Genomic DNA, 21,214 nt, shown 5'->3' with positions numbered 1-21,214 from the left:
TCATGTATTTTCGCCCCGTTTTTATAAGATTCTAAAGCATTCCCTTATTTGAGAAAACTTCTACTCCGACATTAGTTTATCGCTTTACTGCATCAGCAATAGCTTCTAACCAAAGCTATACAGATCCCGATCCTGAAAATAAGAAACTGCGAACAGCATTGTTGAAGGCAGTATTAAACAAACAGACCTTTAAAACAGATTATTACGTTATGAAACGAAAGACTTTCAAACTGGCTGCTTTATTATCTCTTATTACAGGAGTTGGAGCTATACAGGCACAGGGGCAGGACACAGAATACAGACCACCAAATCCGGTTACATCCTCGGTTCCATTTTTACGGATCTCTCCTGACGCGAGAGCCGGCGGTATGGGCGATTTAGGTTTAGCTACCACACCAGACGCGAGCTCCGCATTCTGGAACCTTGCCAAAACGCCATTCACCAAAAACGATATCGGTATCAGTCTCACGTACACACCCTGGTTGAAAGACCTTGGTTTGAACGATGTGTACCTGCTTACCGCTACAGGCTATGTGAAGCTGGATGAACTGCAGGCACTGTCTGCATCCGTTCGCTACTTCAGCCTGGGTAATATCCAGTTCACCAACTTCAGTGGAACAGATCTCGGCGAAGGACGCCCCCGCGAATTCGGCGTAGACTTCGGTTACAGCCGTAAACTGTCTGACAAGATCGGTTTAGGTATCGCACTTCGTTATATCAACTCCAACCTGGCTGCCGGTCAGGAAGTGGATGGTACAACTTATAAAACAGGTCATGCTGTTGCAGGCGATCTGAGCTTCTTCTATACTGGCGTGAATGAAAATGGCCAGGGCTGGAACTTTGGCGCTGCACTCTCCAACCTCGGTACCAAGATCGGTTATACCAACGACGCAAAACAGAAAGATTATATCCCTGCCAACCTCGGTATCGGAACTTCTTACACTGCTGCTATCGATGAAACCAATAAGATCACTTTCGGTCTGGATATCAATAAACTGCTGGTGCCAACACCGCCGATCTCTACAGGAGATTTTCAGCAGGACTCTGCGATCCTTGCCAAGTACCGCGACAAGAGCGTGGTGGGCAGCTGGTTCAGCTCATTCGGTGATGCACCCGATGGTTTCAGCGAAGAGTTGAAAGAGTTCCAGTTCTCTGTAGGCGCTGAATACGGCTACAACGAACAGTTCTTCGTACGTGCAGGCTATTTCTACGAAAACAAGGATAAGGGTAACCGAAAATATTTCACACTCGGTCTCGGTCTCAAATACAATGTATTCGGACTGAACTTCTCTTACCTGGTCCCTTCAGGAAGTGGCGTGAACAGAAACCCGCTCTCCAACACACTCCGCTTCGGACTTGTGTTTGATCTCGACAAAGAGTAAGAGCAAAAAATCAAATATATTTGAAGCGTCCTGACTTGTTCAGGACGCTTCTTTTTTTGACCCAAACAAAATGATATGTACAGGATCGGATTCGGAATAGATTTTCACCAGTTGACAGAGGGAAGGGATTTGTGGATCGGTGGGGTGAAGATTCCCCATCATAAAGGAGCCCTTGGGCACAGTGATGCGGATGTATTGCTGCATGCGATCTGCGATGCGATGCTTGGCGCACTGGCGCTGGGAGATATCGGCATGCATTTCCCCAACAATGATCCCGCTTATAAGGATATCGATAGCAAGATCCTCCTGGCCCGTTGCTTTGAGCTCATTATGGAGCGCGGCTACAAAATAGTAAATGTGGATGCGTCCATCTGTCTGGAAGCTCCGAAGATCAAACCATATTCACCCCAGATGCGGGATGTGATAGCAGGTATTCTGAAAGTAAGTGTGGATGATGTTTCCGTAAAAGCCACCACAACAGAAACGATGGGATTTGTTGGTCGTGAAGAAGGATTGGTGGCCTATGCAAACGTGTTGTTGACCAAAGCATAGTATATTTGCGCATGTCAATTATCAACGTAAAGATCATTAATCAATCTTCCAATCAATTGCCGGAATACGGTACGCCCGGCGCAGCGGGCCTCGATCTGCGCGCCAACCTGGAAGCTCCCGTTACGCTGCAACCCATGGAACGCACTTTGATACCTACTGGATTGTTCATCGAACTGCCGGAAGGGTATGAAGCACAGGTGCGTCCAAGAAGCGGACTGGCTATCAAACAGGGATTGACCTGCCTCAATACGCCCGGAACCATCGACTCTGATTACAGGGGGGAGATCAAAGTGATCCTCATCAATCTTTCCAAAGAGCCGCAAACCATTCAACATGCGGACCGTATTGCGCAAATGGTAGTGGCTTCCTATACGAAAGTGCAATGGGATTCCGTTGAAAGCATTTCCGCTACCCAACGTGCAGACGGAGGTTTCGGACATACCGGCAAATCATAATTAATCTCGGATCTGATGAAATATTTTCTCTGGTTATTGGTTTCCGTAGCACTCGCCGGCTCTATCAGCAGCTGTCGTTCCACCAAAAGGATCCAGACTGCTATTAGTAAAAAAGATACGGCCGCTGTAGTGCCTGTTGTGGATGCAAAGGCAGACTCCATGCGCTTCATCCACGAGATCTACCAGGCCATCGAAAGAAACCGGATAGACTTCAACACTTTCTCCGCAAAACTGAAAGTGGATTTTTCAGGAGACGAGGGTAAGAAAAGAGACTTCACTGCTGTACTCCGCATAAAGAAGGACAGTGCCATCTGGGTCAGCATTACAGCCCTGCTTGGTATCGAAGCCTTCCGCATCATGGTAACACCGGACAGCGTGAAAGTGCTAAACAAACTGGATAAAGTGATACAGCTTCGCTCCGTATCCTATCTCCAGGAATTAGCAAAGGTTCCGTTCACTTTCCAGGAGCTCCAGGCCCTGCTGATCGGCAATCCAGTATTCCTGGACAGTAATATTGTATCTTACAGAAAGAATGAGAAAACGATCTCCCTGCTCAGCGCAACCGATATCTTCAAACATCTCCTCACTGTATCCACCGACGACTACCGCCTGCTCCACAGTAAGCTGGACGATGTGGATGTGCTGCGGGCCCGCACCTGCAACATCGTGTACGGGGATTATGTGAACAAGAATGCTCTCCTGTTCCCTACTTACAGGGGCATTACCGTATCGGAGAAAACCAAGGTGGACATCGTGATGCAGTTCAAGCAGGTGGACTTTAATGTAGATTTAACCTTTCCTTTTAATATTCCACGTAATTATAAGCGTCAATAATTCGTTACCACCTTATCTCATTAATCAATAAATCCGATCGATATGCAAAGAATCCTGGTTGCCTTTACATTGGTATTCCTGTGTGCCTTCGGAGCCATCGCTCAAAACAGTAGCGAGGACCTGAAGAAAAAGCAGGCTGAAATCCAAAGGGAGATCGATGACCTGCGCAATACGCTCAACGATACCAAAAAGAATAAAAAGGCTAGCCTGGGTCAACTGGCGCTGGTTCAGAAGAAATTAAAGCTTCGTGAACAGGCCATCGGAAATATCAATGAACAGATCAATTCCATTCAAAGCACCATCTCTCAGAACTACGGTGAGATCGGCAGGCTCAACAAAGAGCTGGACACGCTCAAGGAGCAATACAAGAAAAGTGTGGTATACGCTTATAAGAACCGCAGCAATTACGAATTCCTGAATTTCATTTTTTCTGCCAATAGTTTTAGCGATGCCCTCCGCCGCATCGAGTACCTGAAGTCTTATCGCCAATATCGTGAACAACAGGCCAGCACCATCCTGAACACGCAGGCCCTGCTTAACGAGAAGAATGAAGGTTTGAAAGCAAGCCGCAGACAAAAAGATGAGGTATTGAAAGATGCCGAAAAAGAAAAGCGTGTATTGGTGGTGGAGAGAAAAGAAAAAGACGAGTTCCTTGGAAAGATAAAGGCCCGCGAGCGCGAGATCTCCAAAGAGATCGAGATGAAGAACAGGGCAGACCAGAAACTGCGGGTGGCCATCCGTGCTGCGATCGATAAAGAGATCAAGGCCGCTGCCGCTGCAGCCCGTGAGAAAGCAGCCCGTGAAGAGAAGGCCCGGGTGGAAAGACAAAAAGAACTGGAGCGTGAGCGCGAAAGAGAAAAGGCCCGCCTCGCAGCTGCTGCCAAACAGGAACAGCCTGCTACCAAACAGGAGCAACCGGCCACCGAGCCTCCGGTAACCAAAACCACTCCAGCGCCGGAGCCGAAGAAACAACCTGCCAGTACAGGAAGTGTATTTGAAGCCACTCCTGAAGGACTGGCATTATCTGGAGGCTTCGAGAAGCAAAAAGGCAAACTCCCCTGGCCCGTTGACAAAGGAACAGTGAAACTGCATTTCGGTACTTATACGATCGAAGACACCAAGATCCGCGGCAATAATCCAGGCATTACCCTCGAAACCAATACTGGTGCTGCTGTTAAAGCGATCTATGAAGGTGAAGTAACAACCGTATTCGATATCGAAGGCAACTGGGCGGTAATGATCCAGCACGGTAAATATTTCTCTGTATATAGCAACCTTGCATCCACCACCGTGAGTAAAGGCCAGAAGATCAGCATGGGACAAACCATCGGAAGAGCGGGAAGCAACGATGACGGCAATGGTGAAGTGGAATTCATCATTACACTTGAAAGGATAAACCAGAATCCTGAAGCCTGGCTCAGAAGAAGATAATCTTCCACAACTCATTCATAAAAAAAATCCCGTTGCAGGTTCAGCCGCAACGGGATTTTTCTTTTCCATTATTTTAGATCAGTTCAGGAACCTGCTGTATAGTTCTTCATACATTGGCACCACCCTGTCGATATCAAAGTGTTGCGCATGTGCGAAAGCGTTAGCCTTGAATTGTTTCAGCATTTCAGGGTTCGATAACAATTCAATGGCATGCATGCTCATGTTCTCTATATCTCCCACATTGCTGAGGAAGCCCGTCTTGCCATCTACATTGATCTCCGGCAGACCGCCTGCATTGGTAGAGATCACGGGAACACCTGCTGCCATGGCTTCCAGTGCTGCCAGGCCGAAGCTCTCGTAATCCGAGGTGAGCAGAAAAAGATCGGATACTGCAAGGATCTCTTCGATCTGTTCCTGTTTTCCTACAAAGCGGGTATCATCGCAGATGCCGAGCTCACGGCAAAGAGATTCAGCAACAGGTCTTTCAGGACCATCGCCCACCAGCAATAATTTTGATGGTACTTTCTTCAGCACCTTCGCGAAAATATGTACTACGTCTTCCACGCGTTTCAGCTTACGGAAGTTGGAGGCATGAAGTAATATCTTTTCTCCATTCGGAGCAATCACTTTGCGGAAGGCATCGATGGGTTTCTTGTTGAACCTTTTCACATCCACGAAGTTCTGTATCACTTCAATATTCTTATCGATGCGGAAATGCTTGTAGGTTTCATCCCGAAGGTTGTTAGACACAGCCGTGATGGCATCGCTTTCATTGATGGAGAAAGTCACTACGGGCTCAAAGGTCTTATCCCTGCCTACCAGTGTAATATCGGTGCCGTGCAGTGTTGTGATTACCGGAATACGTTTGCCCTGCTTTCCCAGGATCATCTTGGCCATATAAGCTGCAGAGGCATGAGGAATGGCATAATGCACGTGCAGGAGATCGATATTATTGTTCACGATCACGTCTACCATCGTGCTGCTCAATGCGGTTTCGTAAGGGGGATAATCGAAAAGTGGATAGGTAGGTACTCGTACTTCGTGGTAAAATATATTGGCGTTGAATTCGCTTAATCTAACAGGTTGCTGGTAAGTGATGAAATGAACCTGGTGACCTTTATCAGCCAGTGCCTTGCCCAATTCAGTGGCCAGCACGCCGCTTCCGCCGAACGTGGGATAACAAACTATTCCAATGCGCATAGAGACCGATTAGTTGATGGGTATATAGATGTATGAAGGTAAAGGAATTGTTTAACTTTAGGCTAAATAACAGTCCTTATGGCAGGAAGGTTCAAAGTCAAGACAATTATCTTTTGGATTCTCTTTATCGGTTTAGGCATCTTTGTTTATGTGCGTTATTTCTGGGTGTTTGAGACCGGCACCAAAGGCGGTATACTCAACACTTTCGGAAAGAAGGGATATGTATGGAAAACCTATGAAGGAAAACTTATCCAAAGCGGTTTCCGCACAAATGTTCAAAGCAATGAATTCGAGTTCAGTGTAGTGAGCGAATCAGTGGCGAAAGTACTGCTCGAGAATGCAGGCATGAACGTACAGGTGCATTTCAAATCCTATCTCGGGGCGCTTCCCTGGCGGGGATGGCAGAAGTATATTGTGGACAGTGTGTATGAAGTGCGAAACCCGACGAACCTGGAGAATGTGATCAGTCCTCAATAGTTTTTTCTGGCTCAGGGTTATGATAAACCGGCTGATGAAATAAACCAGCACGGGAGGATTTTTTATGAGCAGTGGTTGGTTGGATGGGGCGGTTGAATTACTATAGAGCTTCTTCGCTTATCTTTCATAGGCCGGGTTTATTCATAACCCTGAGCCCATGGCACTTTCAGGGTGCAACAGTTTGGTTCGCCCGGACTTCATACACACTGTTGGTGGAGGAGGAGGGGGAAAGAGTGCGTCACTCCGATAAAATGTAACAGTTTATGCATATTGCTAAACTTCCCTGTGTTTGAATTTTTTCAGTCAATAATACTTTCAGGAATTCTGAAAAGAGACATTCGTCCTTTATAACATCTCTTCTACATCACATTACAAACGATTCATCAAAAAATAGCGCTGCTCCATTTCCGTGAGTTCATTGCTACATCAATAGGGAATGCAAAAAACTGTTACCCCATCAAGGTGACCATGCCGTGGAGGGATAGGTGAACAGGGCCTTGAAAACATAAGCGAAGAAGCTCTATAGTAATTCAACCGCCCCATCCAACCAACCACAGTTCAAAATAATTCCTCCCGCACTGGTTTGTTTTCCAGCCCGCGTTCACCTATCCCCCAGGGCTACCAGAACCGTTATCCCTGGAAGCAAAAGATCACGGGGCGTTTATGCAAATCAGGCACCTGTTTCTTCCACTCTGAAATTGTTTTTGTGCGAACGAACTCTGTAGGTGCAGTGAGATCAGCAGCTATGCATAGCCGTGTGTTGGGGTGAAGTGTTTTGAGAATAGTCTCTACCAGTTGATTGTTGCGATAGGGTGTTTCGATGAAAACCTCTGTGCAGTTTTGACGGATGGATGATGATTCCAGGTCTTTCAGCGCTTTGGTGCGCTGGGCTGTATCGATGGGGAGATAACCGTTGAAGCGGAATTGTTGTCCATTCATTCCGCTGGCCATTAGTGCAAGCAGGATGGAGCTGGGGCCTACGAGTGGTACAACTGTAGCGCCGGCTACCTGGGCCACTCCAATGAGTAATTGCCCCGGGTCAGCGATACCCGGACAACCGGCCTCACTGATGATCCCGATATTCTTATTTTGTGCAAGTACCTTTTTGAACTCTTGTTGAACTGCTTCTTCGGCTTTGTGGATCGTGAACCACTGGTAATCGTCGATCGCCATTTCTTTCCAGAGTTGTTTCAGGAAGCGGCGTGCGCTTCTTTCGTTCTCCACAAAAAAACACTGGCATTGGCGAACTGCATCCGTAACATAGGCCGGGATGGTCTGAGTGGCGGATTCATGCAGGAAAGATGGGATCAGATAGATCTTGCTCGAAGTCATGAGCGGCAAGATAGGAAAAATGTGGGCGTCAGACGCCGGGTTCCTTGTCCTGGTGATAAAGGCTGATGGTGGCGGCAACTACGGCATAGGCAGGTGCAAACACCCATCCCACAATCAATACGAGGTGCATGAGATAGAAAACGATACCATTGCCGATGGCGAGTCCCTTGTGCTTACCGATGAACTCAATGCTTTGCGAAGCGGAGAGCTTATGTCTTTCGCAACTGTAATCAAGCATGGAGAAGCCGTAATAATAGCATTCCACGAAGAGTGCGAATACAGGCACTATCCAGCCGACTACAGGAATGAAGCTGAGGATGAGCAGGCAGACCATGTAAACTGTTTGCCAGAGCATATTACGGAGTGCGAGCTTGATACCGCGCCCCATGTCTTTCAACACTTGTGGCCAGCTGAAAGGAAAATCTTTTCCGTTGAGGATGGCATCTGTTTTTTCGCTGAGGTAGGCGAATACGGGAGAGCCCAGTATGAGGAAGATGTATTTGAAAAGAGAAAAGTAGAAAGATAACAGCAATAATCTGATCATGATCTCACCCATCAGAAAGAAGAAGCTGAGGATGCCACTGCTTTGCTTGTGCAGCCAGCGGTCTATGCCGATGCGGTGGCTGAGCCATGTGACAGCATTATCCGAGGAGATCCAGAAAAAGTAAAAACCAACCACAAAAAGGATCAGGTAAATGAATCCGGGAATCAGGATCCATTTCCACAGCCGGTTCTGGCTGATAAACTTGTGTGCCCTGAAATAGGACTGTATGGCAATTACGATTTCTTTGAGCAAGTTGGTTATTTTTGATTCGCAGGTTCAGGATAATCCTTCAAACCTACTAAAATATTGAATCAATCCATGCTACCAGGATGAAAAAATTGAACGCGGCATTCTACGACCGGCCGGATGTGGTGCAGATTGCAAAGGAATTGCTGGGAAAAGTGCTCGTCACAAAATTCGATGGAGAACTCACTGCAGGCCGTATTGTGGAAACAGAAGCATATGCCGGAACAATAGACAGGGCCTCGCATGCGTGGAATGGCAGGCGTACCAAAAGAACAGAAGTGATGTATGGACTGCCGGGAACTGCGTATGTATACCTCTGTTATGGCATTCACCAGATGTTCAATGTAGTCACCAATCAGAAAGATGTGCCGCATGCCATCCTGATCAGGGCGCTGGAACCGCTGGAAGGAGAGGAGATCATGTATAAACGCTTTGGAGTGAAAAAAGGTCAGCGTGCAGATCCGCATTTTCTCACCAAAGGGCCGGGTAATGTAGGCCGGGCGCTGGGACTGTACACCACGCATACCGGCTCCAGCCTGCAGGGCGATGAGGTGTATATCGGGGAGGATGGATTCAAATTGAAGAAAGCCGATATCGGGATATCACCCAGGATTGGCGTGGATTACGCAGGTGAACATGCGGAATGGCTGTATCGTTTTTATGTAAAAGGAAATAAATACGTGAGTGGAAAGATCAGGGACTGATCTTCATATGATCGATAACGTTAGTACAGGTTCATTAAAATCTCGGGCAGGGAATGCCTTTATATCCCGGAGGTCTCTTCACAAAGATCAGTGAGATCTCGATACCACCGCGGCTTTGAGAAGCTGTTTTCAATGATGAGATATTTACGTCATAAGAAGCGCCGAGTCTGAATCCTCCGAATTCCAGTCCGAGGTAGGGGATCACGGCATCATTAACATTGTTGAAGCGCGTCCAGGCGCCGGCATAGAAGGTGGTTGGATTTTCTTCGTCATCATTCATCTGGAATCCCACTGCGCCGCCTGCAACGATATTGTTGGCCTGTGCCTGGCGGCTGAAGAGTGCGCTCAGGTAGAGGTAACGTGTGTTATCCGCCAGTCTGAAACTGCCGCCAGCATGAGCGGTGATCCTTGGATTGAGCGTGTATTCGATCTTATCTGTGCTGAAGGATTCGCGTGGCCTGTTGAGGTGATAACCTGCCACACCTACATAGAAGTTATTGTATCCGTCTGTGGAGCCGTTATAGAGGGCGCCGGCAGAGAGGTCGAAGTAACTGATATTAAACTCACGGTTATCAACAGCCTCACCACTGGGGATGGTCCAGCCGCCATGATCATCCAGTTCCGTTTCGAAATTCAGTTTGGTGCCGTCGAGCCGCTTGGTGAAATAAGAACCCTGGAATCCAAAGCCGATCTGGTGAAGCCCGTCAGCATCGATCCCTTTGTGGTAAGCGGTGGTGAGAGAGATCATATTGGTGCTGAGAATACCGTTGGCTGTTTTATCTGTCATCGCTACTACGCCAACACCCCAGGTGTCCAGTTCTGAAATGCGGTTACGCAAGATCGGTAGGTCGAGCGAAACGGTGGAAGTGATGAAAGCCTTGCTGATAGCGGGCCATTGGTCACGGTAGTTGCCTGCAATACGAAAATCGCCATTGAATTTACCTGTCAGTGCAGGGTTCAATGTAAGGGGAGAAACGAAAAATTGGGAAAAATTCGGATCCTGTGCTGCGGCTGTTTCCATCAGTAGCACTGCAAGCATGACTGTGTAAAGTTTCCTCATCCGCATGTGTTAGTTAATCACTCTACCTAATGTACGAAAAAAAGAAGAATGACGGGGTTAAATTTGATCGTTATCGGGTCTTATAATAATTTCTTTACATCTGAACTTTCGTACCGAATGCCAGGTCGCCTGCATCACCGAGTCCGGGCACAATATAGCCTTTTGCTGTAAGTTCTTCATCGATGGCGCCGCACCAGATCTTTACATGTGGCTCACTTCTTTTTACATATTCGATACCAACGGTACAGGCAATAGCTGATACGATATGGATCTCGCGGGGGTGGCCTTCGTCGCGAAGATATTGAATGGTTTTTACCAGGGAGGAACCTGTGGCCAGCATGGCATCTGCAATAATGATCACGCGATTTTCCAGTTCGGGGCAACTCACGTATTCGAGACTGATCTCGAAAGAACCATCGCGATTATGTTTGCGATAGGCAGAGATGAATGCGTTATCGGCTTTGTCGAAATAATTGAGCAGGCCCTGGTGCAATGGTAATCCTGCGCGTAACACGGTGGCCAGCACTGGCTGTTCCTCCAGTACGCGGCAGTTGGAAACGCCCATTGAGGTCTGGATCTCCCGCTCCACATAAGGAAGGTGCTGGCTGATGCGCCAGGCAGCTACTTCGCCCACCCGTTCGAGGTTCCGGCGGAATCGCATCCTGTCTTGCTGCACCTGCACGTCCCGCAATTCACTTACCCAGGTACTGAGCAATGAATCCTGTTCGCTTAGATTGATTACCATGCGTTATTTTTGATGAGCAAATCTAATTCATTAGATCAACCCAATTTCTTCTAAAATACTAAAAATATGGTTTACAGAGTACTCGGCCTCATGAGTGGCAGCGCATTGGACGGGCTTGATATTGTTTTTGTCGAATTCCAGGAGAATGGAGGGAAATGGCAATATGAGATCATTCAGGGTGAAACTTACCCTTACGAAAAAGAATGGGTGGAAAAACTCCGGAATGCCATTAACCTGAAAGCGCTTGACTACCAGTTGCTGGATGTGGAGTACGGTCATTATACAGCCGCGGAAGTGAATAAATTCATCAATAAGCATGGGCTTGATTTCAAAGTACAGCTGATAGCATCCCATGGTCATACTACATTCCATGTGCCTTCCAAAAAGATGACGGCACAATTGGGTGATGGTGCTTCCATCGCCGCAGCAACGGGCATCAATGTGGTGAGTGATCTGCGTGCTATCGATATGGCCCTTCACGGGCATGGCGCTCCCATCGTGCCTATTGGTGAAAAGCTCCTGCTGAATGATTATGATCTCTTCCTCAATATCGGTGGCATCATGAACCTGAGCTACCGTAAACCGGATGAATATATCGCTTACGATGTTTGTCCCGCCAACCGCGTGATGAATATGATGGCGCAAAAACTGGGCAAGGAGATCGACTATAATGGCGATTTCGCCCGTTCCGGAAAACTGCAACCGGAACTGCTGAATCATCTCAATGCATTGGAATATTACAAGATGCCTTATCCGAAATCGCTGGCCAATGATTTCGGTACCGATGTGATCTTCCCCATGGCCGCCAAATCCGGATATAGCATCCAGGATGGGCTGCGTACTTTCGTGGAGCATATGGCAGAGCAACTCAAAGCCAGCCTGGTAGCTCTTCTTGACGGACAAGCCGGCAAGAAGCGCATACTCGTTACCGGTGGTGGTGCGCATAATACGTTTTTGATCGAACGTCTTACTGCACTGTTGCAGGAGATAGATGTGGAAGTGGTAGTTCCTGATAAAGTGCTGGTGGATTTCAAGGAAGCACTGATCATGGGACTGATCGGCGTATTGCGCTGGCGCGAAGAGATCAACGTGATGTCCACAGTTACCGGAGCCGATCGCGACAGTATCGGTGGTGCAGTGTGGATGGGACAGCCCTGGAACTAAACTGTTCATGAACAATAATAAATATCCGCATCGCGATCCACAGCTTTGCGGATATTTTGTATTATAGCATTATCCTGAAAAAAATCAAGTATGCGATCACTGTTATTGCCTTTACTGTTACTGACTGTATCAGCCATTGCTCAGCCATCTTTGAAAGAAAAGCAATATGCTTCACTGGCAAGGAAAAATTTTCTGGAAACCAATGCCCTCAATACTGTTGCGTTTGTGGAAAGCCGTTGGAGGCTGGCAGGTAATACAGGTTTCAATGAAAGCATCCACCTGGTGGAAAAGCAATTGAAGGAAGCAGGGTATGTAAATGAAACTGCTGCGCCTGCAGGAGCGAGACTTACCTATCGTATTGAACGTCGCGCCATGAACCGGCCCGCATGGGAGCCGGTGGATGCAGAAGTGTCAATTGAAGGAGAATCCAGCCCTGTACTGAGTTTCAAGACCAACCGCAATATGATCTCCATCAATTCGGCTTCCACACCTGAAGGTGGCGTAACTGCAGACCTGGTGCTGATAGAAAATGAAGAAGACTGGAAACAGGACCTGAAAGGAAAGATCGTTATGAGCAATACAGATGTGTCAGGTGTTTATGCGAAAGCAATAAAGGCCGGCGCCCTGGGTGCGCTCGGTTATGCTATGCCAGCTTACACGCAACCGGAGAAATATACTCACTCAATTCAGTTTGGCTCCATCTCTTACAATAAGGGCGGCCAGGGTTGGGGCATTCGTTTGTCATACGCCGCGCGCGAACACCTGAAAGCTGCGCTGGCAAAGGGCCCTGTGAGGTTGAAGGTGATGGTGGAAACAAAGATCTACGATTCGGAAGAGCTCACTATTGTTGCAGATGTGCGTGGTTCAGAGAAGCCCGGTGATCGGTTCGTGTTCAGTGCGCATGTGCAGGAGCCCGGCGCCAACGACAATGCAACGGGCGTGGGCACACTCGCGGAAATGGCGAGAGTAACTGCTGCGGTTGTTCAGTCCCGTGAGCTGGACCCAAAGCGCAGTATCACTTTTTTATGGGGCGATGAAATTATTTCCACCCGCAGGTATATTCTGGAGGATTCAGACAGGGCCCGGGGCATCAAATGGGGATGTAGTCTCGATATGGTGGGCGAGGATACGGAGAAAACAGGCGGAAGCTTCCTGATTGAAAAAATGCCCGATCCGTCTGCGGTCTGGACGAGAGGAAATGATAAACATTCCGAATGGGGCGGAAGCCCTTTGCCAGAATCTGCTATCATTCCCCATTATTTCAATGACCTGTTGCTGACGCGCTGCCTGAATGAAGCGGCGGATAATAACTGGGTTGTGAACACCAATCCATTTGAAGGTGGCAGTGATCATACGCCCTTCCTGAATGCGAAGATCCCGGGATTGCTGATGTGGCATTTCACGGATGTGTTCTATCATACCGATGCAGACCGGTTCGACAAAGTTTCCGGTGAAACCATGAAACATGTTGGCGTGAGTGCGCTGGTCACTTCATGGTTGCTCACCACAGCAGAAAATAATACCGCCATTGCTTTGGTGAATGACCTGAAATCCAGTGCTGTCAGTCGTTTGAACACGGAGCTGGCATTAGGGGAAGAAAATATCAAAAAAGGAAATGCTGTAGCTGATGAAGCGCATATCCTGGAAGTATGGCAACAATATTATGTGAATGTGATGGAAACGATGAAAGATATTCCGGTTGAAGGAGCGTCATCTTTGTTAGATAACGCTATTGAACAAGCGAAGAAAGAGATTCGAAATAAAAAATACCGGCTGCGATAATTCACTGCCGGTATTGTTGAAATAAGATTGATCTTAGGCAACAAGCTTTCTGCCGCAACGATACAATTTCACTTTTTTGTCGGGCGTAATAACTTGCGCCTCCAGGGTAAATCCTGCTTTTTCCAGTGTACAATTCAGGTTGCTGTCCTCTTCCAGTGAGATCAACAGTCTTTCAACTTCTGTAAATGAGAAGAAGAAATCCTGGAAGGTCTGAAGGATACCCAATGTCCATTCATGATTGTTTTCTCTTTCAGGGTCCATGAGCATCTGCAGGCGGTAATCGCCGGGTTTTGCCTCATAGTAAGCGCTGATATCATCCTGGATAGCGTGATGAATATCCACCTGGGCAGCAGCAGTTTCATTTACCTGAACGAAAAAGGATTGTACGGAGCTGGAATCGGCGATGCAATTGTAGGTTTCATTGAGATGGCGGATATGCGCATCTTTTTTCATGAACCTTGTAAAGCGCCATGGGAGCCAGTTATAGATCACCGGCAGATCAGTTCCGAGGCATAACAGCCTTACTTTCACGGTGAACTGATTCAATGGAAAGAACTTGGTGCACACCGGGTGCTGTTGAATAGCAGCATAGGAAACAGGTTTACACAGCATGGTCCGTCCAATTTCAAGGGGACTGCTGCTCATAGGATGCGCTTCGAAATAACCTGTTGTAGCCGCTGTGGCAAACGGGAAATTAAAGCTGGTTGACATTGCTATAGGTTTTTAAGGTATGCCCAACCAGAGCCTGATCCAATTCTAGCGTTTAAGGATTACAATGGGTGCAAATTACTTTCAGAGGGAGTAGATCTGCCTTTTAACGCGTCTTCTTCCACGTTAATTGGCTGTTGAAAGTTGACAAATCAGCGGTAAAGAATCTAATTTGAAGGTAGTTTAAATTACAAAATAACCCAAAGCATCTAAGCGTAAATACACAAAAACCCTTACAGATTGCGGCCAGTAATGGGAAAAAACTCCCAATAAAATAACGCGTTCTCAAAGCAATGTTCGAAATTTGGTAACCTGCCTCTGCGCAGAGGATCTTGTTACTAATCAGATATTATTACCATGCCATTAAGCCTACTATCCGAAATCACCGGACAGGTGACCCTGTCCCCATGTATGCCCACCATGCTGTGGGAGTACAAATTACCCGATGCAAAATGCCTTGTTGCTTCAGGCCCAAACGGGCAATACCTGCTCCAGGAACTGAGCGGCAGCAATTACTCCATCTGGTACAATACTTTCCAGTTACCACTTCAGGACACACTTACCATCACTGATGATCATCCCGTGATCAGGATTCCCTTCATGATCCGGAACAGTTTTCACTATCAGGCCAAAGGACTTCCGGACTGGTGGATGCATGAAAGCTCATTTGCCATGTACTATAACGCAAAGGGGCAAACGAGATTGAGGTTCGATAAGGACCGTCTCTATTCCAGTTTCGAGCTCTGCATCACTCCGGCATTCCTGAAGCCCATGGCTGCTCACTTCCCGCTGGCCGCTGCCTTGCTGGACCGTGCATGCAGCAATGGTCCGGCACTGGCAGGCAGCGCTCCGCTGGTGGCCACGCCTGCAATGATGGCCATCATTAAAGACATCCTCAACAATACGTACACAGGGCCGCTCCGCCAGTTGTACCTGGATGCAAAAGTGAATGAATTGTTGCTGATGGCTTTGCACAGAACAATCAACTACAAAGCGCCTGCCGCCGTTAAACTCAGTGAAGCGGAAGTGGAAACCATTTACGAGATGAAAGCATTCCTGCTGAAGCAGCTGGACAGATCCTATTCAGTGGAGCAACTCGCCAAACGCCGCGGGCTTACCGCCCACAAGCTGAAGCGCGGATTCCTCAAGATCTATGGTGCAGGTATTTTCGAATACCTGCTGGAAGCGCGGATGGAACGTGCAGGCGCGCTGTTGCATGAAACGCATATTCCCGTTGAGCAGATCGCCCGGCTCACCGGCTACAAGAACATGGCGAATTTCTCGGTAGTGTTCAAAAAGTATTTTGGATTTCCGCCACGTTATTTCAGGGGAAAATAAAACCGGATCAGCGCATCACTGTAACCGTTTTGCCCTCGATGGCAAATCGGACGATATTCGTTTTTTCCAGGATCTTCAGCATTTCAGACATCTGGATATTGCGCGGGAAGGTGGCCACAAAACGGGCATCGATATTGTCTTTGAAAACGACCTTCACATCGTACCACCTGGATAATTGCCGCATGATGCCCTGGATGGGCTCGTTCTGGAAAATGAATTTCCCTTCCCGCCAGGCCACGGTACTGCTGGTGTCCGGTGTGATGATGGCTACATCTCCTTTGTTGTTGTAATCCGCCTGCTGGCCGGGCTGTATCAATCTTGCCTGTCCGGGTTGTGAAGCAGGAATGATGCGCACCCTGCCATGTAATAAAGTGGTCCTTACAGTAGCTTCATCATTATAGGCATTTACATTGAAGCGGGTACCCAGCACCTGCACCTCACCGGTAGTACCCGCAGATTGCTGGATATTCACGATGAACGGAATTTTGGTTTGTCCTTTTTTCACCTGCACCACATCAAAGAAAGCTTCTCCCGAAATGATCACTCTCCGTTCACTACCGGTGAAGGATAGTGGAAAACGGATGGAGGATGCTGCATTCAGCCAGACCTTCGACCCATCAGGCAATACAACACGGTACTGGCCGCCTGAAGGAGTGCTGATGGTATTGAAAAGATCGGCGCCTTTATTGGCGGCTTTGGAAGTACTGTATTCCAGTTTGTCTTCCGCAGTCTTTTGTACGGTGGCTTCGCCTTCATCGGCAAGCAGTCCATTGGCAGACTGGTCAAGCCTGATGGTGCGGCCATCTGCGAGTTGAAGGGTAGCTACATTGCCACCGGGGGCAATATCATTCAGATAACGGTCGGCAGGATCATCCTTTGCCTGCAGAGATGGTGTGCTTCTGAAGAAATAGTACCAGCTGCCGAGTGAAACAATAAACACGGCTGCTGCGGCGGCAGCGATCATTGGCCAGCGTTTCCGGGCCGGTGGAGGCATTTCAATTGCATCTGCATCCGGGTCCTGCGACTGATATTTACTAATGAATTTTTCGTAGCCGGAATCAACGTCAATTTTATCCAGCTCTGCAATACCTTTCTTCACCCATTCTTCCTTATGTACAAACTGAAAGATATTATGACGTTCGTCTGAGGCAAGCCATTGTTCCAGTTCCGCCTTTTCATCAGCGGAAATATCACCTTCAAGGAATTTAGTTAACAGTTCTTCAATTCGATCGTTTGTCATTGGTATTTATTCTGTGGAAAAACGGCGGTCAGGCGCCTGCGCCCGGAAATGACTTTGTATTGGCAACATGCGTGGATCAGCCCTGGAATGATTGCATAAAAGCTGTGCCTGGCGCGGGTTGGGAAAGTTCAGATGTCAAAGGAAAAACTCAATCGAAATTAGCAAAAACAATTGGAAAAAGGTGGAGTGCGGCATCAGATTCTTTTTAACGAGTATGCCTCTCAACAGGTTCAATGCTTTTGCTTTCTGGTTCAGAATTGTTTGAGGTGAGAGCTCCAGCTCATCTGCAATTTGTTTGGTGGTCATTCCTTTGCTATAGATCAGTTTGAAAATCCTACGGCATTGCGGAGGAAGTTGTTCAATTTCATTATACACTTCCTGGAGGATCCTGGCGCGCAGCATTTCGTCACCGGCCTGCGCATCATTATAGTCCATCAGGTATTGCAGTTGGTCCTGCGTTCTCTCATTGCGGGCGATCCTTCTGAGATAATCGAGGCATTCATTGCGTGTGGTGATGTAGAGAAAAGCTTTCACATCTCGAATGGTAGGGAACTGCTCTATACGGCCTGTGAGCTTGAAAAAAGAAGTGCCAACTATATCTTCTGCTTCATGTTTGTTGTCCACCAGTTTTCCGGCAAAATAGATGAGGGGTTTGTACAACTGGTTGAACAGTTCTCTTATCGCTTCAGGCTGCCTTCTGTGCAGCGCAGCAATTAACGCCATATCCGATTTCATTAGGAATGATAGTTTTAGGATGCTGTAAATCATTGCCCGGCAGGATATAACCAGCCGCATTGAAAATTCGGATAAGGAATATGCTAAGGTTTGTCAAGTTTATCAACACAAAAAAATCAGGTGTCCATCACTGTTAGGTCAAGGTCTGAACCAACGGCTGCACAATAGAAATTGGATTTAATGAAAGGGACGGTGAATTTTTGGTTGGGTCAGCAGATCGGCGGAAATGATAGGGATGAAAATAATCGAAAAAACCGAAAGGAGAAATAGTGGGGCATTTTTGGTGAATAAAATTTTTTTCAGATTCCCAATACTGTTTTGAGTTTGGCGTAACCGGTCTTACTTACGGGAACGGTCACGGGATTGGCGCTGCCGGTATTGAGAACAGCCAGGTAACTTTCTTTCTCGTAGGCATCCAGTCTGGTGATAATCTGTACATTAACGATATAGGAACGATGTGTCCTTACGAACTGGCGGGGATCCAGTGTCTGCTCAAAATGCGTCATGGTTTTGTTCTTCAGGAACACGCCATCCGCCGTATGCACTTTTACGTAATCATCATCAGCTTCGAGGTACAGTACTTCATGGATGGGGATGATGCGGATCTTGCTGCCGGTTTTCACCACGATGCGCTGGTTTTGTGGCGCACCGATTGCGGCTTCCTGCAAAAGCGCTTCGGTTTGTTCTTTTGAATTGGCGGGTTGTTGCTGGTTTTGCTGCTCCAGCCATTTGCGGAGGGCTTTATCGAATCTTTCCTGGCTGAAAGGTTTCAGCAGGTAGTCCACAGCGTTATTCTCAAAAGCTTTGAGGGCATATTCATCGAAGGCGGTGGTAAAGATGATGGCAGGCGGATTGTCTATCAGTTCCAGCATTTCGAAGCCATTGATCTTGGGCATCTGCACATCCAGGAATACCAGTTCAGGCTGGTGTTGCTGAATGGCTTTCACGCCTTCGAAACCATCATTGCATTCCTGCACCACTGTGATCTCCGGGAATGCCTGAAGGTATTCGTTCACGATCATTCTCGCCAGGGGCTCATCGTCTATCAGTATTGCTTTGATCATAGCTGTGGAATTTTGATGGTAGTGGTGAAAACATTATCGGCCGATGTGGTGCTCAGCAGGTCCTGCCGGCCGAATAGCAGATAAAGCCTTCTGCGGGCAGAATGAAGCCCGAAGCCGGTTCCCGACTGTGGCGACGCCGTTGCCGGATCGAAAGGATTTTGCACTGTGAGCGTGAGCATATTGTTTTGAATGCCGGCTTCGATCCTGATCTCCACATCACCGGTGGTGTCGTATAATCCGAATTTGATGGCATTCTCCACAACAGGCTGTAAAAGCATGTGCGGGATCTGAAGTTCGCGGGTACCTTCTTCCTGCGTGATCATTGTCTGCAGGCGATGGCCGAACCTTACTTTTTCTATTTCGAGATACAGTTGCAGGTGTTTCAGTTCATCTGCGAGACTGATCCATTGTTGTTCTTCTTTTCTGAGTGTACCGCGAAGGAAATCCGATAATTGCTGGATCATCTTCCTGGCTTCGGCGGGCTTGAAGCTCACAAGGGCGCTGATGGAATTGAGGCTGTTGAACAGGAAATGTGGTTGCAGTTGTTGTCTCAACTGGTAGAGCTCGGCATCGCGGGCGATCTTTTCGGCATCGGCCCTTCTCTTTTCCTGGTCCTTTTGTTCTTCCAGTGTGTACCAGAGTTCGGATACCAGGGCCACGCCTCCTGTCATCAACAGGGCAATGCTGAAGCGGACTCCTTTGGAATGCTCCAGTATCTCCATGTAATGCGGATCATCGCCCATGGCGGATTTGAGAATATAATAAGCGCCGCACATGGTGAGGGCGCTCAATGCGCTGCAGATGAGCAGGAGGTAAGGCAGCAGTCCTTTTCTCGGCCGGTAATAATGGAGGTTGGCGATGAGGAGGAAGCAGCATACCAGCAGTACGGAATTGTTGATGGCTGCATCGATGGAACTGACGTCCCAGCTGAGGCCCCATTCATTCAGCACATAGGCGTGCAGCGTGGTCCAGAGCAACCAGTTGCCCAGAACTATCAGCTTGTTCCGCCTTGATGCCAGAATTGATGCGGCCATTATTCAGATTTAGAATAGTTGCAGGATCTTATGTGTGATATTGTTCTGTATATGTGCAGCTTTGCGATGCACCTGTTCAGTGAAAAGTTCTGCATCGTCTGTTTCCTGGATTCGTGAGTAGAGTTCGGCTCCGTCTATGAGGGCTGATAGCTGGTAGAGTTCGCTTATGTTGATGAATTCCCATCTTACCAGTTTTTCGTTCTGGTTGAGGAAGATCTCTTCTTCCTGTGTTCCGATGGCAGTAGCCTTTTCAAATGCGCTGGTTTCGTTATCTGCTGCAATCAACCTGAGTTGTTCATCAAACTGCGCGTGTTGATCTCCGTCAGTTCCGCAGTGTATCCTGTAAACGATCTTTGCGAGGTACCAGTTCATAAAATGGATTTAAAGGAAGATAAATTTGTTTAATAGCTTCTTATGTCGAGCCCACCAAAAATGATGGTGCCGCGGATGATCAGCTTTTTGGCCGGGTCTGTTGGAACGGAAAAATTTCGTTTGTCGTCTATGCCGCCAAATACGGCCACGGCTTCTGAAGTGCTCACTTCCCAGTGGGCGGGTACCTGCAATTTTACGCCGCCGAACAGGTGAACAACTTCGAGGATGATGGTGCCGTTGAAGTCGGCATTCAGCAGGTTCACTTCGCCGCCGCCGAAGATGGTAACGATCTCGCCACCACGAAAATTCTTGTTGTAAACAGTTTTCTTGATGCCTCCGAAAACTGCTATCAGTTCCAGGCGCTGATCTTCCGTGAGGGGGCCGGAATCGTCTGTAACGAGGCCGTATTGTTTGTCTTCATCCCTTCTTTTTCTGGAGAACCAGCTTCCTTTTGCGCCATACAGAACAATCAGTCCAACGGCAATGAATGCTACGGGAAGTATGAAACGATAAACCTGTATATCGGGGAATAATCTGCTGATGAGGAAGAATGTACCAACTCCTGAAACTACCAGCCAGGAGAAGTCTCTGAATTTATTGGATACGCCAATGGCAAGGCCGATCACGATAAGGCCCATCGGCCAGGAGATGATCCAGGAGGGGAAATCAACACCTAGGGTATTGAGTAGCAGGATGGCGCCCACTGCCAACAGGATCAGCCCTGCCCACAAATTCTTTTTGTTTTTTGGTGGTTGCTGCTGATCCTGACTTCTGGCTGAATCCTGCTGAATGCTGTCCATTTGCTTAATTTTCAA

At 47.8% G+C, this 21,214-nt stretch carries 22 protein-coding genes; 10 read left to right on the top strand and 12 right to left on the bottom strand.

Translation table 11 applies throughout. The features are described from left to right. Positions 1-209 precede the first annotated feature (209 nt). The 5 genes from porV to FSB84_RS03540 all read left to right on the top strand — a co-directional run bounded on the left by porV (position 210) and on the right by FSB84_RS03540 (position 4,654). On the top strand, positions 210-1,382 hold the full coding sequence (gene porV / locus FSB84_RS03560) for a type IX secretion system outer membrane channel protein PorV (protein WP_130542869.1): 1,173 nt from the start codon (positions 210-212) through the stop codon (positions 1,380-1,382). Positions 1,383-1,457: 75 nt separating this feature from the next. Continuing rightward, on the top strand, positions 1,458-1,934 hold the full coding sequence (ispF, locus tag FSB84_RS03555; RefSeq protein ID WP_130542870.1) for a 2-C-methyl-D-erythritol 2,4-cyclodiphosphate synthase: 477 nt from the start codon (positions 1,458-1,460) through the stop codon (positions 1,932-1,934). Between the two features lie 11 nt (positions 1,935-1,945). Beyond that, on the top strand, positions 1,946-2,389 hold the full coding sequence (dut, locus tag FSB84_RS03550) for a dUTP diphosphatase (protein ID WP_192909897.1): 444 nt from the start codon (positions 1,946-1,948) through the stop codon (positions 2,387-2,389). A gap of 15 nt (positions 2,390-2,404) precedes the next feature. Beyond that, a complete protein-coding gene (locus FSB84_RS03545; protein WP_130542871.1) occupies positions 2,405-3,223 on the top strand; it encodes a DUF4292 domain-containing protein in 819 nt (272 codons plus the stop codon). A gap of 42 nt (positions 3,224-3,265) precedes the next feature. Continuing rightward, complete coding sequence (locus tag FSB84_RS03540) at positions 3,266-4,654, top strand: murein hydrolase activator EnvC family protein (RefSeq protein ID WP_130542872.1); 1,389 nt, start codon at positions 3,266-3,268, stop codon at positions 4,652-4,654. 78 nt (positions 4,655-4,732) lie between these two features. On the opposite strand, the gene bshA is transcribed toward FSB84_RS03540, so the two are convergent. After that, a complete protein-coding gene (gene bshA, locus FSB84_RS03535) occupies positions 4,733-5,854 on the bottom strand; it encodes an N-acetyl-alpha-D-glucosaminyl L-malate synthase BshA (RefSeq protein ID WP_130542873.1) in 1,122 nt (373 codons plus the stop codon). Positions 5,855-5,932: 78 nt separating this feature from the next. Here bshA and FSB84_RS03530 point away from each other — a divergent pair, with 78 nt between their 5' ends. Continuing rightward, entirely contained in the window at positions 5,933-6,331 is a 399-nt protein-coding gene (locus tag FSB84_RS03530; protein WP_130542874.1) for a hypothetical protein, read from the top strand. A gap of 630 nt (positions 6,332-6,961) precedes the next feature. Here FSB84_RS03530 and FSB84_RS03525 read toward each other — a convergent pair. Both FSB84_RS03525 and FSB84_RS03520 read right to left on the bottom strand, forming a co-directional pair. Continuing rightward, positions 6,962-7,663 carry an SAM-dependent methyltransferase gene (locus FSB84_RS03525; RefSeq protein ID WP_130542875.1) on the bottom strand — a complete coding sequence of 234 codons (702 nt, stop codon included), beginning with the start codon at positions 7,661-7,663 and terminating at the stop codon, positions 6,962-6,964. Positions 7,664-7,691: 28 nt separating this feature from the next. Continuing rightward, complete coding sequence (locus tag FSB84_RS03520; protein WP_130542876.1) at positions 7,692-8,459, bottom strand: EI24 domain-containing protein; 768 nt, start codon at positions 8,457-8,459, stop codon at positions 7,692-7,694. 77 nt (positions 8,460-8,536) lie between these two features. Between FSB84_RS03520 and FSB84_RS03515 the strand changes: the two genes are divergently transcribed. After that, positions 8,537-9,157 (top strand): DNA-3-methyladenine glycosylase, encoded by a 621-nt coding sequence (locus tag FSB84_RS03515; RefSeq protein WP_130542877.1) that lies wholly within the window; start codon positions 8,537-8,539, stop codon positions 9,155-9,157. A 34-nt stretch (positions 9,158-9,191) separates the two neighbouring features. On the opposite strand, the gene FSB84_RS03510 is transcribed toward FSB84_RS03515, so the two are convergent. Beyond that, positions 9,192-10,217, bottom strand: coding sequence for a PorP/SprF family type IX secretion system membrane protein (locus FSB84_RS03510; RefSeq protein ID WP_165434928.1), 1,026 nt, complete (start codon positions 10,215-10,217; stop codon positions 9,192-9,194). Positions 10,218-10,311: 94 nt separating this feature from the next. Beyond that, positions 10,312-10,962 carry a uracil phosphoribosyltransferase gene (gene upp, locus FSB84_RS03505; RefSeq protein WP_130542879.1) on the bottom strand — a complete coding sequence of 217 codons (651 nt, stop codon included), beginning with the start codon at positions 10,960-10,962 and terminating at the stop codon, positions 10,312-10,314. A gap of 66 nt (positions 10,963-11,028) precedes the next feature. Between upp and FSB84_RS03500 the strand changes: the two genes are divergently transcribed. Beyond that, a complete protein-coding gene (locus tag FSB84_RS03500; RefSeq protein ID WP_130542880.1) occupies positions 11,029-12,126 on the top strand; it encodes an anhydro-N-acetylmuramic acid kinase in 1,098 nt (365 codons plus the stop codon). Between the two features lie 90 nt (positions 12,127-12,216). Continuing rightward, positions 12,217-13,908, top strand: coding sequence for a M28 family peptidase (locus FSB84_RS03495; protein ID WP_130542881.1), 1,692 nt, complete (start codon positions 12,217-12,219; stop codon positions 13,906-13,908). A gap of 33 nt (positions 13,909-13,941) precedes the next feature. On the opposite strand, the gene FSB84_RS03490 is transcribed toward FSB84_RS03495, so the two are convergent. Further along, a complete protein-coding gene (locus FSB84_RS03490; RefSeq protein ID WP_130542882.1) occupies positions 13,942-14,619 on the bottom strand; it encodes a GNAT family N-acetyltransferase in 678 nt (225 codons plus the stop codon). 390 nt (positions 14,620-15,009) lie between these two features. Here FSB84_RS03490 and FSB84_RS03485 point away from each other — a divergent pair, with 390 nt between their 5' ends. Next, positions 15,010-15,954 carry a helix-turn-helix transcriptional regulator gene (locus FSB84_RS03485; RefSeq protein WP_165434929.1) on the top strand — a complete coding sequence of 315 codons (945 nt, stop codon included), beginning with the start codon at positions 15,010-15,012 and terminating at the stop codon, positions 15,952-15,954. A 7-nt stretch (positions 15,955-15,961) separates the two neighbouring features. On the opposite strand, the gene FSB84_RS03480 is transcribed toward FSB84_RS03485, so the two are convergent. The 6 genes from FSB84_RS03480 to FSB84_RS03455 all read right to left on the bottom strand — a co-directional run bounded on the left by FSB84_RS03480 (position 15,962) and on the right by FSB84_RS03455 (position 21,199). Beyond that, a complete protein-coding gene (locus FSB84_RS03480; protein WP_130542884.1) occupies positions 15,962-17,194 on the bottom strand; it encodes a FecR family protein in 1,233 nt (410 codons plus the stop codon). Between the two features lie 135 nt (positions 17,195-17,329). Continuing rightward, complete coding sequence (locus FSB84_RS03475; protein WP_158643766.1) at positions 17,330-17,917, bottom strand: RNA polymerase sigma factor; 588 nt, start codon at positions 17,915-17,917, stop codon at positions 17,330-17,332. A gap of 311 nt (positions 17,918-18,228) precedes the next feature. After that, positions 18,229-18,993 (bottom strand): LytR/AlgR family response regulator transcription factor, encoded by a 765-nt coding sequence (locus tag FSB84_RS03470; protein WP_130542886.1) that lies wholly within the window; start codon positions 18,991-18,993, stop codon positions 18,229-18,231. Further along, a complete protein-coding gene (locus tag FSB84_RS03465; RefSeq protein WP_130542887.1) occupies positions 18,990-20,027 on the bottom strand; it encodes a sensor histidine kinase in 1,038 nt (345 codons plus the stop codon). The genes FSB84_RS03470 and FSB84_RS03465 overlap by 4 nt, the downstream gene beginning before the upstream one ends. A gap of 9 nt (positions 20,028-20,036) precedes the next feature. Next, entirely contained in the window at positions 20,037-20,399 is a 363-nt protein-coding gene (locus FSB84_RS03460) for a DUF4288 domain-containing protein (RefSeq protein ID WP_130542888.1), read from the bottom strand. Between the two features lie 29 nt (positions 20,400-20,428). After that, the gene (locus tag FSB84_RS03455; protein WP_130542889.1) at positions 20,429-21,199 is read right to left on the bottom strand and encodes a LiaF transmembrane domain-containing protein; all 771 of its coding nucleotides are present in this window, start codon (positions 21,197-21,199) and stop codon (positions 20,429-20,431) included. Between the last annotated feature and the right edge of the window lie 15 nt (positions 21,200-21,214).

The sequence above is a fragment of the Pseudobacter ginsenosidimutans genome, from assembly GCF_007970185.1.
GTDB classification, from domain to species: Bacteria; Bacteroidota; Bacteroidia; order Chitinophagales; family Chitinophagaceae; genus Pseudobacter; species Pseudobacter ginsenosidimutans.
The sequence above is the reverse complement of the archived record's forward strand: the minus strand, read 5'-3'. Positions and strand labels throughout refer to the sequence as shown.